Consider the following 14,387-nt stretch of genomic DNA (forward strand, 5'->3'; position numbering starts at 1 on the left):
CCTCACGCCTCGCGCAGCGCCACCGTCGCGTGCAGCCGGCGCAGCGGACCGGGGGAGTACCAGTTGAACCGCCCCAGGACCCGGACGATGGCCGGGACCAGCACGCCGCGGATCAGCGTGGCGTCGACGATGATGGCCAGGCCGCTGCCGATGCCGAACATCTGCAGGAAGCTCACCGTCCCCGTGCCGAAGGCGAAGAAGCTCACCGCCAGCAGCGCCGCCGCCGCGGAGACGATGCGTCCGGTGCGGGCGAGGCCCGCGCGGACCGCGTCCTGCGTGGGCAGTCCGCGCTGGTGCAGCTCGGCGATCCGGCCGATGAGGAAGACCTCGTAGTCCATCGACAGGCCGAAGACGATGCAGAACATGAGCACCGTCATCGCGGTGTCCATCGGCCGCGGGGTGAAGTGCAGCCAGGACGCCAGGTGGCCGTCCTGGAAGATCCAGGTGAGCACGCCCATGGTGGCCGACAGGCCGAGCACGTTGAGCACCAGGGCGCGCAGCGGCTGCACGACGCTGCCGGTGAACAGGAACAGCAGCGCGAAGGTGGTCAGCACGACGACCGCGATGCCCAGCGGCAGGCGGGCGCCGATCGCGTTCGTGGTGTCGATGAGCCGGGCGTCGACGCCGCCCGCGTACGCGGTGGCCGGCGCCGGCGTGGCGCGCACCGCGCGGACCAGGTGCTGGGCCTCGTCGGACTTCGCGGCGAGCCGGCTGCTGAGCACCAGGCGCTCGGCGTCGGGCCGGCCCAGGGACGGGTCGCCGTCGCCGGTGCGGGTGCCGCCGGAGTACGACCCGGCGCTGCTCGTCACCCGCGCGGCGCCGTCCAGCGTGGACAGCCGGCGGGTGTAGTCGGCGAGGTCGGCGCGGGCGACCGCCCCGTCGAGCACGACGTCGACGCCGGCCTGCTGGTTGCTCGGGAAGCCGGTCGCGAGCCGGTCGGCGACCTGCCGGCCGGCGCTGCCGGGGCGCAGCACGCCCTCGTCCGGCGTGCCGAACGAGACGTGGGCCAGGGGGCTGGCCGCGACCAGCAGGCCCAGCACCACCGGCAGCGCGGCGAGCGCCGGGCGGCGCATGACGGCGCCGGCGAGGCGGCCCCAGAACGGTGAGTCGGCGGCCGGTCCTGCGTCCGCGCGCCGCCGCCACGGCAGGCGTCCCCCATCGACGCGGCGGCCGAGCACCGCCAGCAGGGCCGGGGCGACGACGAGCGCGCCGATCGCGGCGATGACGACGACGCCGATGCCGGCGTAGGCGAAGGAGCGCAGGAAGTACAGCGGGAAGACCAGCAGCGCGGTGAGCGCGGTGCCGACCGTCGCCGCGGCGAACAGGATGGTCCGGCCGGCCGTGGCGACGGTGGTCGCGAGCGCCTCGGCGACGGGCGTGCCGGTGCCGAGCTGTTCGCGGAAGCGGCTCACCATGAGCAGCGCGTAGTCGATGCCGAGGCCCAGGCCGAGCGCGGTGGTGAGGTTGATGGCGAACACGGACACGTCGGTGACGGCGCCGAGCAGGGACAGCTCGGCGAACGTGCCGACGATCGCCACGCCGCCGATGGCCAGGGGCAGCAGCGCGGACACGACGCTGCCGAAGACGACGATGAGCAGCAGGAGCGTCAGCGGTACCGCGATCGCCTCGGCGATCGCGAGGCTCCGGGCGACCTGAGCGTTGACGTCGACGTTGGTGGCCGCCTCGCCGCCGGCCCGCACGGTGAGCGCCGGCCCGTCGGCGGCGTAACGAGCGATGAGCGCCTCGGCCCGGTCGCGCCGCTGCGTCTCGTCGCCGTCGACGTGGGCGAGCACGATCGTGTCGGCGCCGTCGGCGGAGCGCAGCTCGGTGGCGCCGATCGCCCAGTACGACACGACGTCGCGCACGCCCGGCTCGCCCTGCAGCGCGGTGACCAGGTCCCGGCCGGCCGCGGCGGCGTCCGGGGCGTCGACCGAGCCGCTGGCGGCGTGGGCCAGCAGCACGAGGTTGGGCCGGCCCCCGAAGCGCTCGTCGATGAGCCGCTGGGCCCGCGACGACTCCGACGCCGGGTCGTCGAACCCGCCGCCCTCCAGGCGGGCGAAGACGCCGACGCCGGCCACGCCCGCGGCCGCGAGCAGCAGCACCGCGACGACGAGGACCAGCCGGGCGCGGCGGTGGATGAAGGTTCCGTACCGGTACAACATCTGCTCTGCTCCCCCTGAGGGATGTTGACGGTGTAAACTTAACGGTGTCAACATTGCACAAGGTGTTAACGCTGTCAACATCCGGCAGGATGAGAAGGTGCCTTCCAGCAAGATCAGCCGCCACTCGTACCACCACGGCGACCTCGCGAACGCGCTGACCGGTGCGGCGCTCGACCTCGCCCGCGCCGGCGGGCCGGACGCCGTGGTCCTGCGCGAGGCGGCCCGCCAGATCGGGGTGTCGGCGACCGCGGCGTACCGCCACTTCAGCTCGCGCGACGAGCTCATGCACGCCGTGAAGGACTGCGCGCTGGTCGAGCTCGCCGAGCGGATGCAGGAGGAGCTGGAGCGGGTGCCGGCCGACGTCGACACGGTGACCCGGCTGACCCTGAGCCTGCGCGCGCTCGGCGCCGGCTACATCGGGTTCGCGCTGGACAATCCGGGGTTGTTCCGCACCGCCTTCACGCACGCGGAGCCGATGACGGGCCGGCAGGGCCTCGACCCGATGCAGACCGAGCCCTTCCTGATGCTGGTCGGCACGCTGGACAGCCTGGCCGAGCAGGGCGTGCTCGCGGCGCAGCGCCGCCCGTTCCTCGAGCTCGCCGCGTGGGGGACCGTGCACGGCATGGCCGAGCTGCTGCTGGACGGCCCGATGCGCCACCTGCCGCCGGAGGTGCAGCGGGCGGCCGTGGACCGCGCCCTGGACATGGTGATCGACGGCATCATGGCCGCCCGTTCCTGATCGGCTCCGGCCGGCGGGCGCCGCGCGCGGCGCATCGCGGTCAGGACGGCAGGGGGCGGCGGCCGGCGAAGCCGAGGTCGACCCGGTGGTACCAGGCGAGCTCGGCGTCGCCCTCCAGCCAGCACAGCAGCACCTCGTCGCCGTCCAGCTCGGCCGGGAAGTCCACCAGCAGCGGGGCGAGGCCCTTGAGGTGGGCGCCGGTGTCGCGGACCGCGGTGATGAGCTCGTCCAGCAGCGCCTCGGCGGCCTTCAGCTCCGGCATCCCGCCCAGCGCCGTCGGCGGGCCGCCCGGGCTCAGCGCCGCGGCCAGCTCGGCGGCGTCGGCGCGCACGGCGACGAGCCGGTCGAGGGCCGGGCGGATCCGGGCCAGCTCGGCGCGGGCCTGGGGGACGGTGAACAGCGCCATGCCGACCAGCCTGCCACCGAGGCTCACCGGGCCGCGCGTGGGGGATGAATCCGGCGCTGTGGCGGCCCAGCTGCAGCCCGCTGGTATCACCGGAAGGATCTCCCGCACGACCGCCGCGATCGCGTCGGCGCCGTCTGCCATGTTCGCAGCCTATCGGCACCGGGCGACCGCGGCGGCCGTGCGGTGGGTCAGCTCCCCGCGCAGGTCGCCGTCAGGTTACCGGCGGTGCCGTTGGCCTGCAGGCCCCATTCGGTGTACTGCCCGGCCTCGACGCGGCCGTTGTAGGACATGTTGGTCCAGTTGTTGCCGGAGCGGTTGACGTTCCAGGTGTTGACGATCGTCGTGCCGGCGGGCAGGGCCATCGTCACGGTCCAGTTGTTGATGGCGGTGGAGCCGGCGGTGACGCGCACGGTGGCCGTGAAGCCGCCCTGCCACTGGTTGATCAGGACCGACGCGGTGCAGCGGTTACCGGTGCCGCCGCCGGTGCTGCTCGGCGAGGCCGACGGCGACGCCGACGCGGACGCCGACGGGGAGGTGCTCACCGGCGTGGACGGCGACTGCGAGGTGCCGCCGCTGTTGAGGCCGAAGAACGCGATCGCCATTGCGGCCTGGCCCGACAGCGGCAGCGAGTGCCCGACGCCGTTGATGCTGATCGCCTCGACGGGCGCCTGGGTGGTCGCGTTGCCGTACCGCGTGCGGGTCCAGCCCGACTGCGGCGTGTCGGTCAACACCGGCGTCTGGCTGACGCCGAGCACGTTGGTCCACTGCTTGATCTCCTCGCCGAAGTTCGGGTAGGCGAGGGTCGTGTCCGTGGTGCCGTGCCAGACCTGCATCCGCGGCCGCGCCCCGGTGTAGCCCGGGTACGCGGCGCGCACCAGGTCGCCCCACTGCTGCGGCGTCTTGATGAGCTGACCGCCGGAGCACTGGCTGTTCCACGACGAGCCGTCCGTGGTGGCGAAGCAGCCGAACGGCACGCCCATGAACGCGGCGCCGGCCTTGAACACGTCCGGGTAGTCGCCGAGCAGGACGTTGGTCATCATGCCGCCCGAGGACGCACCGGTGACGTAGACCCGGCTCGGGTCGCCGTTGTAGTGCTGCTCGGCGTAGGTGACCATCGACATGATGCCGACCGGGTCGCTGCCGCCGTTGCGCGTGAGCGCCTGCGGCGACGAGACGTCGAAGCAGGAGCCGCTGCGGGTCGCCGACGGGTAGACGACGATGAAGCCGTAGCGGTCGGCGAGCGAGGCGAACTCGGTGCCGGAGTAGAACGCCGGCCCGGAGCCGGTGCAGTAGTGCACGGCGACCAGGATCGCCGGGCGCGCCTGCACGGTGTTCGGCACGTAGACGTACATCCGCAGGTTGCTCGGGTTGTTGCCGAACCCGGTGACCTCCGTCAGCGTCGCGGCCGCGGCGGGCCGGGCGAGGACGAAGACGCCGATGAGCGTGGCGGCCAATGCGGTCGCGACGGCGAGCAGGCGACGGCGCATGTCAGCTCCCCGCGCAGGTCGGCGTCAGGGTGCCGGCGGTGCCGTTGGCCTGCAGGCCCCATTCGGTGTACTGCCCGGCCTCGACGCGGCCGTTGTAGGACATGTTGGTCCAGTTGTTGCCGGAGCGGTTGACGTTCCAGGTGTTGACGATCGTCGTGCCGGCGGGCAGGGCCATCGTCACGGTCCAGTTGTTGATGGCGGTGGAGCCGGCGGTGACGCGTACGGTGGCCGTGAAGCCGCCCTGCCACTGGTTGATCAGGACCGACGCGGTGCAGCGGTTGCCGGTGCCGCCGCCGGTGTTGCTCGGTGAGGCCGACGCCGACGGCGACGGCGAGGTGCTCACCGGCGGGGTGCTGGTCGGCGGGGTCGAGACGCCGCCGCCGGGGCCGTTGAGCGCGTCCAGCGTGGACTGGTAGGCCGCCTTCTTGTTGCCGTTGTTGTCGAACAGCAGCGGGGTGTCGCCGCTGCGCCACGAGTCGCTGTCCCGGATGCCCCACACCGTGATGCCGGTGCAGCGGGACACGGCGAGGCACGCCTTGACCACGCTCGCGTAGGTGTTGGCCTGCGTGGTGCCGGAGCCCTGGATGTCCAGCTCGGTGATCTGCACGTCGACGCCGAGGTCGGCGAAGCGCTGCAGGTTGGCCTGGTAGTCGCTCGGCATCGGCGAACCGGAGTTGATGTGCGACTGGAAGCCGACGCAGTCGATCGGCACGCCGCGGGCCTTGAAGTCCTTGACCATGTTGTAGACGGCGGTGCTCTTGGCGTTGACGCCGTCGGTGTTGTAGTCGTTGTAGCACAGCTTGGCGCCCGGGTCGGCGGTGCGTGCGGTGCGGAAGGCGACCTCGATCCAGTCGTCGCCGGTGCGCTGGAGGTTGGAGTCGCGCCGGGCGCCGTTGCCGCCGTCGGCGAAGGCCTCGTTCACCACGTCCCAGGCGTAGATCTGGCCCTTGTAGTGCGTGGCGACGTTGGTGACGTGGTTGACCATCGCGTTGCGCAGCGCGGTGCCGGACAGGTTCTGCACCCAGGACGGCTGCTGCGAGTGCCAGGCGAGGGCGTGGCCGCGCATCCGCTGCCCGTTGGCCCGGGCGTGCGAGACGATCTGGTCCGCGCTGCCGTAGCTGAACGAGTTCTGCGACGGCTCGGTCGCGTCCCACTTCATCTCGTTCTCGGGCGTGATCATGTTGAACTCGCGGTCGAGGATGCCGCTGTAGGTGGCGTCGCTGAGCTTGTAGGCGGCGACGGCGGTACCGAAGTACCGCCCCTTCTCCGCCGCCGACGCCCCGAGCGTGGTGCCGGCGTTGGCGCTGCTCGCCAGGCCCACGACGGTCGCGATCGCGGCGGCACCGGCCAACGCGATCGCACCCCGGGTCCTTGCTCTGTTCATGGCGGGAGACCTCCGAACGTTTCGAAATCCGCTGATTCGCGGACCGTCCACAGCGTTCCCCGAAATGCATGGAAAAGAAACGTCCCAGGGGGTCTCACCAGGTCAAAGGCGTTATCGAAAGCGCAAATCGTGAAACTTACAATCTTTCGAAATACACCAATGTTTCAGCCTTTTACTGAACCGGTTAGGCCGCCGACGATTCGGCGCTCGGCGAACACGAAGAAGCCGATCGCGGGGATCATCGAGGCCGCCGTGTACGCCAGGATGCGCGCGGTGTCCTGGGAGTACTGCGTCTGGAAGGCCGCGACGCCCAGCGGCAGCGTGAAGTCCGACGGGTCGGACAGCACCAGCATCGGCAGCAGGTAGGCGTTCCAGCTGGTGACGAACGCCAGGATGGCGACCGTCACCAGCGCCGGCCGGCTCAGCGGCAGCAGGATCCGCCAGAAGAAGCCCAGCCGACCGGCGCCGTCCATCGCCGCCGCGTCCTCGAGCTCGCCCGGGATCGCGTGCATGAACGGGCGCAGGATCACGATGGTGATGGGCAGCGAGAACGCGGCCTCGGGCAGGGCCACGCCGAGCGGGTGCTCGAGCAGCCCGAGCTGGCGCAGCAGCAGGTACAGCGGCAGGGCCGCCGCGGTCACCGGGAACAGCAGCCCGATGGTGAACAGCGTGTAGAGCCCCTCGCGGCCCTTGAACTGGTATCGCGACAGCGCGAACGCCGCCATCGCGCCGACCGCGACGGCCAGGGCCGTGGCGAGGACGGCGATGAACGCGCTGTTGCCCATGGCCCGCCAGAACACGCCCGAGGTGAGCACGTCCGTGTAGTTGCGCAGCACCCACGGCGACGGCCAGCCGGCCGGGGAGCTGTTGATCTGCGCGTTGGTGCGGAAGCCGCCGAGCACGGTGAACAGCAGCGGGATCACCGTCACGCCGACGACGAGCAGGGCCGCGAGGTACGTGAACGGGGTGCCCGGCGTCATGGCGTTCGTGCGCTTGGCCATGTTGGTCACTCCACGATTCGGGTCAGGGCGCCCTCGGTGTCGCGGCGCAGGGCGAAGCGCTGGTAGATCAGCGCGAAGATGAAGCACACCACGAACAGCACGACCGCGACGGCGCTGCCGTAGCCGAACTCGTAGCGGCTGAAGCCGTGGTCGAGCAGGTAGGTGGCCATGGTGCTGGAGGCGTTGGCGGGGCCGCCCAGCGTCATGATCCAGACGAGGTCGAACAGCTGCAGCGAGCCGATGATGGACAGGAAGATCCAGATGCGGATCGTCGGCCCGAGCAGCGGCAGCGTGATGCTGCGGGTCGTCTGCCACGAGGTCGCGCCGTCGGTCGCGGCGGCCTCGCGCAGCTCGGCCGGGATGCTCTGCAGGCCGGCCAGCAGCAGGATGATGCCGAAGCCGAGGTACTTCCAGGTGATCACGATGAACAGCGTGTACAGCACCAGATCGCCGTTGGCGAGCCACTGCTGGATCGCCCCGCCGAGGCCGAGCGCCTTGAAGATCTGGTCGACCAGGCCGTCGGGCTGCAGCATGAGCAGCCACACCACGGCGGTGATCGCCTCGGACAGCACGTACGGCGCGAACACCACCAGACGCAGCGCCGCCCGGCCCCACAGCTTGCGGTTAAGCATCAGCGCGATCGCGACCGACAGCGGCAGCTGGATCGCCACCGACAGCACCGCGATGATGATGTTGTGCAGCAGGGAGTGCAGGAAGACGCTGTCCTCCAGCACCCGGGAGTAGTTGCCCAGCCCGTACCAGGTGCGGGGGCTGAAGCCGGTCCACTTGTAGAAGCTGTAGTAGACGGCCGCCGCGATGGGCAGCAGCACGAAGCCGATGAACAGCACCAGCGCGGGGGTCAGCAGCAGCGCGAGTTCCAGCCGCTTGGCCCGGCGCCCGCCCGGCCGGCGGGCCGGTCGCGACGCCGCGCGACCGGCCCGGGCCGATGGTGCCGCCACCGTGGCGATACCACCTGATTGCGTCATGCCCTCTTGCTCTCTCGGATCACTTGTTCGCAACAGCCTTGGTGAAGGCGTCGACGATGCCCTGCGGGGAGCCCTTACCGGCGAAGAAGTCCGCGATGGCGTCGTTGAGCGCCTGACCGACGCTGGTCGGCAGCGCCTGGTCGAAGTACACCTGGATGAAGGGCGCGCTGTTGAGCGCCTCCTGCACGGTCTTCAGCGACGGGTCCTGGATCGCCGAGATCGCCTGCGGGTTGGCCGGCAGCGTGGCCGTGTTGGTCTGCACCAGCTTGACCTGCACGTCGGTGCTCGCGACGTACTTCAGGAAGTCGGCGCAGGCCGGGCCCGCCTTGACGCTGCAGGAGAAGCCGTCGCCGCCGCCGAGCGCGGTGCCCGGTGCGCCCTTGCCGCCCTCGACCGTCGGGAACGCGAACCAGCTGAGCTTCGAGGCGAAGTCCTTGTCCTCGGTCAGCGGGATCATCGTGGGCAGCTCCCAGTCGCCCTGCAGCTCCATCGCGGCCTTGCCGTTGGCGATCAGGCCGGCCGAGCTGCCCGCGCCCTGCTGGGCCGGGGTGCCCAGGAACGCGTTCTGGAACGGGTTGGTGGCCAGGAACGCCTTGAGGTCCTCGCCGGCCTTCACCCAGCACGGGTCGTCCATCTTGAGGCTCTTCACGGTGGTCTGCACGACCTCGTTGGAGCACTCGCGGATCGCGAAGTACGACCACCAGAACGCGTCGGGCCACTTGTCCTTGCTACCGACCGAGATCGGGGTGATGCCCTTGGCCTTGAGCTTGCTGACCGCGTCGTTGAGCTCGGTCATGGTCTTCGGCGGGGCCGAGATCCCGGCCTGCTCGAAGAGGTCCTTGCGGTACCAGAACCCGACGACGTGCAGGTCGTAGGGGATACCGTACTGCTTACCGTCGACCTGCCAGCCCTTCGCGGCCGCCCCGAGCTGGCTGATCCAGCTCGACGTCTCCGAGGTCATGTCCATGATCTTGCCGGACTCGACCTGCGTGGCCAGGGCGCCACCGCCCCACTGCTGGAAGATGCTCGGCGGGTTCGGGGACTGCAGCGCCACCGAGATCTTCGTCTTCAGGGCCTCGTTCTGGGCCGGCTCGACCTTGAACGAGACGTTCGGGTGGTCCTTGTGGTATTGGTCGGCGATTGACTGCCAAACGCCCAGGCCCGGGTCCTGGTTGGCGTTGTGCCACCAGGTCAGCGTTACCGGGGCGTTCGCGTCCGTGGGCGCGTTGTTGCTGTCGTCTCCGCAAGCGGTCAGGGAGGGGAGCGCCATCGAAACGGCGATGGCGATCGCGGCCAGCCTCCGTGGGGTGCTCAGGCGGACGTTCAAATTGATCATCTCCTGACGGGGGCGTGGGCGAGCTCAGGGGCTCGGCCCTCGATGAGCGCAGAGTCTGCGCCTTGATTACGAGCGTTGTCAATCGTTGTCGATAACGTTATCGGACGTTATTGTGCCCTCGTGAAACCCAGTTCCCGAGTCACCATCCGTGACGTGGCCGCAACGGCCGGCGTCTCGGTCGCGACGGTGTCCAAGGTCCTCAACGCCCGTTACGGCGTCTCAGCGGCCACGAGTGCACACGTCCAGGCCGTGATCCGTGAGCTGGGCTACGAGGCGAGCCTGGTCGCGCAGAGCCTTCGCAACCACAAGACCAACGTGATCGGCATCCTGGTCGCCGACCTGGAGCCGTTCTCCACGGAGCTGCTCAAGGGCGCGGCCAAGGCGATCAAGGGCACCGGGTATGAGCTGGTCGTCTACTCAGCCGGCGGGCGCACCGTCGACCACGCGGGGTGGGAGCAGCGGTATCTCTCGCGCCTGTCCGGCACCCTCGTGGACGGCGCGCTGCTGGTCACGCCCACCGTCGTCGAGGTGGACTTCGGCCCGGCCGTGGTGGCCGTCGACCCGCACACCGGGCCGACCGGACTGCCCACAGTGGACTCCGACAACCTGCTCGGCGCCCGCACCGGTGTGCGGCACCTGATCGACCTGGGGCACCGGCGCATCGCACTCATCGGAGGGCGCCCGGACCTGGAGTCCGCCAAGCTGCGCGAGCAGGGCTACCGCGATGAGCTGTGCGAGGCCGGGATCCCGGTCGAACCGCAGCTCATCCAGCCCGGTAACTACGACGCCGACGACTCCGCCGCGGCGGCGCGGCGGCTGCTGGAGTCGCCGGACCGGCCCACGGCGCTGTTCGCCGCGAACGACATCTCGGCGATCGCGGCGATCGAGGTCGCGGTCGAGATGGGGCTGCGGGTGCCGCAGGACCTGTCGGTCGTGGGCTTCGACAACGTGCCCGAGGCCGCCCTGGCCAGCCCGTCGCTGACCACCGTGGAGCAGCCGATCCACGAGATGGGGCACCGCGCGATCGACCTGCTCATCCAGCTGATGCACGGCGAGCAGGTGGACAACACCCACATCCGGCTCGCGACGCGGCTCGTGGTGCGGCAGTCGACCGCCGCCGTGTGACGACCCGGCACCGGCCCGAGCGTTTCCGACGTTTCCCCGACTTCAGTGAGTTTGCGACTTGCGCGTTTGTGAACGGAGCGAACCAGCGTGACAGACAGCGGCGCCGCCGGATCGTGGCGGGACACCGACCTGCCCACCGCCGAACGGGTGGCGGACCTCATGGCCCGGATGTCGCTGCGCGAGAAGGTCGCGCAGATGTACGGTGCCTGGCTCAACGTCGACGATACGGCCGGCGAGGTGGCCCCGCACCAGAACGACCAGGCCCCGGACCCGATCGACTGGCCCGAGCTGATCCGGCACGGGCTGGGCCAGGTGACCCGCGTCTACGGCTCCGCACCGGTCGAGCCCTCGGCCGGCGCCCGGCGCGTCGCCGACCTGCAGCGGCAGATCGTCGCCGCCGGCCGGTTCGGCATCCCGGCGATCGTGCACGAGGAGTGCCTGACCGGCCTCGCCGCCTGGAAGGCCCCCATCTTCCCGGCCCCGCTGTCCTGGGGCGCGAGCTTCGACCCGCGGCTGGTGGAGCGGATGGGCGCGCACATCGGCGCCACGATGCGCCGGCTCGGCATCCACCAGGGCCTGGCGCCCGTGCTCGACGTGACCCGCGACCTGCGCTGGGGCCGCGTGGAGGAGACCATCAGCGAGGACCCCTACCTGGTGGGGACCATCGGCGCGGCCTACGTCCGCGGTCTGCAGTCCGCCGGCGTGATCGCCACCCTCAAACACTTCGTCGGATACTCGTCCTCGCGCGCCGGGCGCAACCTCGCCCCGGTCTCGGCCGGCCCCCGCGAGGTCGCCGACGTGCTGCTGCCCCCGTTCGAGATGGCGCTGCGGGCCGGCGCGCGCTCGGTGATGAACAACTACACCGACATCGACGGCGTGCCGGTGGCGGCGGACGCCTCGCTGCTCACCGAGGTGCTCCGGGAGCGTCTGGGCTTCGACGGTACCGTCGTGTCGGACTACTTCGCGATCGCGTTCCTGGAGACGCTGCACGGCGTCGCCGCCGACCGCGGCGAGGCCGCCGTGACGGCGCTGCGGGCCGGCATCGACATCGAGCTGCCGGGCGTGAACTGCTACGGCGGGCCCCTGCTCAAGGCCCTCGAGGCCGGCGACGTCGACGAGGCCCTCGTGGACCGTGCGGTCGAGCGCATCCTGCGGCAGAAGTGCGAGCTGGGCCTGCTCGACGCCGCCTGGGAGCCCGACCCGGAGTACCTCACCGCGGCCGGCCCCGCCGCCGAGCTCGACGACGCCGAGGCGCGCGAGCTGGCCCGGACCCTCGCCGAGCGCTCCGTGGTCCTGCTGCGCAATTCCTCGGCGCTGCCGCTGCGCCCCGGCACCCGCCTCGCGGTCGTCGGCCCCGGTGCCGGCGGGCCCGAGTCGCTGTTCGGCTGCTACTCGTTCCCGCGCCACGTCGGCGTGCACCACCCCGCGCTCGAGCTCGGCGTGGCGGCACCGTCCATCGTGGACGCACTGCGGGCGGACTTCGAGGTGGAGTACGAGCTCGGCTGCCCCGCCCTCGGCGGTGACGACGAGGGCATCGCCGCCGCCGCGCGGGCCGCTGCCGGCGCCGATGTGTGCGTGGCGGTGCTCGGCGACCTCGCGGGCCTCTTCGGCCTGGGCACCTCCGGCGAGGGCTGCGACGCGGGCGACCTGCGCCTGCCCGGCCGGCAGGAGGAGCTGCTCGAGGCGCTGCTGGCCACCGGCACCCCGGTCGTGCTCGTGGTGCTCGCCGGCCGCCCATACGAGCTGTCCCGCCAGGTCGACCGCCTCGCCGCCGCCGTCTGCGCGTTCTTCCCCGGCGAGGAGGGCGCCACCGCGCTCGCCGGCGTGCTCACCGGCCGGGTCAACCCGTCGGGCCGGCTCCCGGTCGGCTTCCCGGCCGCGGGCGCGTCGCAGCCCTCGACATACCTGGCCGCGAAGCTCGGCCGGCGCAACGAGGTGTCCAACGTGGACCCGAGCCAGCTCTTCCCGTTCGGCCACGGCCTGTCCTACGCCGACGCCACGTGGGGCGCGGTCACGCTGCACTCGACGGACGGGTGGGCGACGGACGGGGAGGTCGAGCTGACGGTACCGCTGAGCAACGAGACCGACCGGGACGTCAGCACGGTCGTGCAGGTGTACGCCCACGACCCCGTCGCCTCGGTGGCCCGCCCGGTGCAGTTCCTCGTCGCCGCGCCGCGGGTCGACCTGGCGCCGGGGGAGTCCCGCACGCTCGTCATCACCCTGCACGCGGACCTGTTGTCCTACACCGGCCGCGACGGCCGGCGCGTGGTCGAGCCGGGCGACGTGGAGCTGCTCGTCGCCCGGTCCAGCACCGACACCCACACCGCGCTGCGCGTGCCGATGGTCGGCCCGAGCCGGCAGGTCGGCGCGGCGCGCCGCCTGCACCCGACCGTCACGCTGCTGCCGTAGCCGGTTGTCCTCCGCGGTCCGGGTCAGGGTTCGGCGCCCTGGCCCGGATCTTTGCTACCGCGCCCACGGCACCGGCCTCGCGCCGTGAGCCGTGACTTCAACAGTTGCGGCCCGGGTGGGGCACGGTGCGGCCGGCGAGGGCGGCCACGAAGGCGTCCGGCCGCGGATCGTGGCGCAGCAGCGAGCGCTGCCGCTCCGCGCCGGTGCCGTGGCGGCGCAGCCAGCCGAGCCGGCTGTGCACGGCGACCGCGTCGCCGGACTCGCCGAGGGCCGGCGTCACCTTGCGCAGCAGCGCGCGCAGGTGGCCGGCGGTCGCGGCCGGGGGCCGGCCCGGCGGCCTGTGCAGGACGGCCGGCCCGCGCACCACCAGCCCGTGACGCGCGGCGGCGGCCAGGTCGTCCTCGACCTCGACCGCCGACGGCGTCGTCTCGGCGACCCGGCCGTGCCGGATGTCGTCGATGAGGGTGGCGACGAGCGCCCGCACGATGCCGGCGAGCAACACGGTGTCGTTCACGCTCAGGCAGGTGTCGGCGATGCGGATCTCGATCGTGGGGTACCGTCCGGACAGACGCGCCAGCAGGTGCACGCCGCCGATGTCGAGCGCGGTGCCGCCGGAGATGAGCGCCTCGATCGCGCGGTCGTAGTCCCGGGCGTCGGCCCAGACCTCCGGGGCGCGAAACGTCGGCCATTGGCGGCGCGCCTCGTAGCGGATGCTGCCGAAGCCGCTGTCGGCGCCGTCCGCGCACGGTGAGTTCGCGGTGAGCGCGAGCAGCGGCGCCAGCCAGGGTCGAAGGCGGCCCAGGACGCCGACCGCCAGGTCGCGGTCGGCCACGCCGACGTGCACGTGGCAGCCGCAGGTCCCGGCGGCGGCCACGGTCGCGCCGGGATAGCGTTCGGCCAGCCGCCGGTACCGCGGATCGTCGGTCAGCGTCTCCAGCGGCCCGCGCCGGAAGGGCGGCGCACCGGCCGCGACGAGTCGCGCGCCGGCCAGCTCGGCGGCCCGCGCGGCGATCCGCCGGAGATCGGCGAGCTCGTCGTGGAGGCGGTCGAGGCGGGTGTGCACGCCGCTGACGGTCTCGAGCTGATACGCCGTGTACTCGTGCCGGACCCGATCGTCGCCGTCGGTGACGCCGAGCACGCCGGCAGACACCGGCGCCACGGCGCCGTCGGGCTCCAGGAGCAGGAACTCTTCTTCGACTCCTACGGTGAGCATTGCCGCCTCCCTCCACGGAAATTGCTTGGACGGGTGAAGCGTCACCCCGCGCCGCGTCGCCGCACGTCATCCCGGGCGGGTGACCGCCCGCACGCACGGTGCATCGGCAACTGCATCCGGTCACCGCCCCGCTGCGCCG

Annotated in this window: 11 protein-coding genes; 3 read left to right on the top strand and 8 right to left on the bottom strand. The window is 71.8% G+C overall.

The annotated features are described in order from the left end of the window. Nucleotides 1–2 precede the first annotated feature (2 nt). On the bottom strand, nt 3–2,162 hold the full coding sequence (locus ACGFI8_RS39755; RefSeq protein ID WP_392812620.1) for an MMPL family transporter: 2,160 nt from the start codon (nt 2,160–2,162) through the stop codon (nt 3–5). 97 nt (nt 2,163–2,259) lie between these two features. Here ACGFI8_RS39755 and ACGFI8_RS39760 point away from each other — a divergent pair, with 97 nt between their 5' ends. Beyond that, nucleotides 2,260–2,901: a TetR/AcrR family transcriptional regulator gene (locus ACGFI8_RS39760; protein WP_392812622.1), complete on the top strand. Its 642-nt coding sequence runs from the start codon at nt 2,260–2,262 to the stop codon at nt 2,899–2,901. Between the two features lie 40 nt (nt 2,902–2,941). On the opposite strand, the gene ACGFI8_RS39765 is transcribed toward ACGFI8_RS39760, so the two are convergent. From ACGFI8_RS39765 to ACGFI8_RS39790, 6 genes are all read right to left on the bottom strand, one after another. Further along, a complete protein-coding gene (locus ACGFI8_RS39765; protein WP_392812623.1) occupies nt 2,942–3,448 on the bottom strand; it encodes a DUF2203 domain-containing protein in 507 nt (168 codons plus the stop codon). 47 nt (nt 3,449–3,495) lie between these two features. Further along, complete coding sequence (locus tag ACGFI8_RS39770) at nt 3,496–4,794, bottom strand: PHB depolymerase family esterase (RefSeq protein WP_392812624.1); 1,299 nt, start codon at nt 4,792–4,794, stop codon at nt 3,496–3,498. A gap of 1 nt (nt 4,795) precedes the next feature. Beyond that, entirely contained in the window at nt 4,796–6,178 is a 1,383-nt protein-coding gene (locus tag ACGFI8_RS39775; protein WP_392812626.1) for an endo-1,4-beta-xylanase, read from the bottom strand. Between the two features lie 164 nt (nt 6,179–6,342). Further along, entirely contained in the window at nt 6,343–7,179 is an 837-nt protein-coding gene (locus tag ACGFI8_RS39780; RefSeq protein ID WP_392812628.1) for a carbohydrate ABC transporter permease, read from the bottom strand. A gap of 5 nt (nt 7,180–7,184) precedes the next feature. Continuing rightward, a complete protein-coding gene (locus ACGFI8_RS39785; protein ID WP_392812630.1) occupies nt 7,185–8,165 on the bottom strand; it encodes a carbohydrate ABC transporter permease in 981 nt (326 codons plus the stop codon). Between the two features lie 19 nt (nt 8,166–8,184). Continuing rightward, a complete protein-coding gene (locus ACGFI8_RS39790; RefSeq protein WP_392812631.1) occupies nt 8,185–9,501 on the bottom strand; it encodes an ABC transporter substrate-binding protein in 1,317 nt (438 codons plus the stop codon). A gap of 153 nt (nt 9,502–9,654) precedes the next feature. On the opposite strand from ACGFI8_RS39790, the gene ACGFI8_RS39795 reads away from it, so the two are divergent. Then, nucleotides 9,655–10,626, top strand: coding sequence for a LacI family DNA-binding transcriptional regulator (locus ACGFI8_RS39795; protein ID WP_392812632.1), 972 nt, complete (start codon nt 9,655–9,657; stop codon nt 10,624–10,626). 87 nt (nt 10,627–10,713) lie between these two features. Further along, on the top strand, nt 10,714–13,035 hold the full coding sequence (locus tag ACGFI8_RS39800; protein ID WP_392812634.1) for a glycoside hydrolase family 3 N-terminal domain-containing protein: 2,322 nt from the start codon (nt 10,714–10,716) through the stop codon (nt 13,033–13,035). 97 nt (nt 13,036–13,132) lie between these two features. Here the strand turns inward: ACGFI8_RS39800 and ACGFI8_RS39805 are convergent, their stop codons facing one another. Beyond that, nucleotides 13,133–14,248 carry a YbdK family carboxylate-amine ligase gene (locus tag ACGFI8_RS39805; RefSeq protein ID WP_392812635.1) on the bottom strand — a complete coding sequence of 372 codons (1,116 nt, stop codon included), beginning with the start codon at nt 14,246–14,248 and terminating at the stop codon, nt 13,133–13,135. Nucleotides 14,249–14,387 lie beyond the last annotated feature (139 nt).

Source organism: Dactylosporangium sp. NPDC048998, from assembly GCF_043197855.1.
Lineage (GTDB): Bacteria > Actinomycetota > Actinomycetes > Mycobacteriales > Micromonosporaceae > Dactylosporangium.

Excerpts from the sequence above, each read along its gene's own strand:
- ACGFI8_RS39755 (WP_392812620.1), bottom strand. The coding sequence starts at position 2,162 with ATGTTGTACCGGTACGGAACCTTCATCCACCGCCGCGCCCGGCTGGTC.
- ACGFI8_RS39765 (WP_392812623.1), bottom strand. The coding sequence starts at position 3,448 with ATGGCAGACGGCGCCGACGCGATCGCGGCGGTCGTGCGGGAGATCCTT.
- ACGFI8_RS39770 (WP_392812624.1), bottom strand. The coding sequence starts at position 4,794 with ATGCGCCGTCGCCTGCTCGCCGTCGCGACCGCATTGGCCGCCACGCTC.
- ACGFI8_RS39775 (WP_392812626.1), bottom strand. The coding sequence starts at position 6,178 with ATGAACAGAGCAAGGACCCGGGGTGCGATCGCGTTGGCCGGTGCCGCC.
- ACGFI8_RS39780 (WP_392812628.1), bottom strand. The coding sequence starts at position 7,179 with ATGGCCAAGCGCACGAACGCCATGACGCCGGGCACCCCGTTCACGTAC.
- ACGFI8_RS39785 (WP_392812630.1), bottom strand. The coding sequence starts at position 8,165 with ATGACGCAATCAGGTGGTATCGCCACGGTGGCGGCACCATCGGCCCGG.
- ACGFI8_RS39790 (WP_392812631.1), bottom strand. The coding sequence starts at position 9,501 with ATGATCAATTTGAACGTCCGCCTGAGCACCCCACGGAGGCTGGCCGCG.
- ACGFI8_RS39805 (WP_392812635.1), bottom strand. The coding sequence starts at position 14,248 with ATGCTCACCGTAGGAGTCGAAGAAGAGTTCCTGCTCCTGGAGCCCGAC.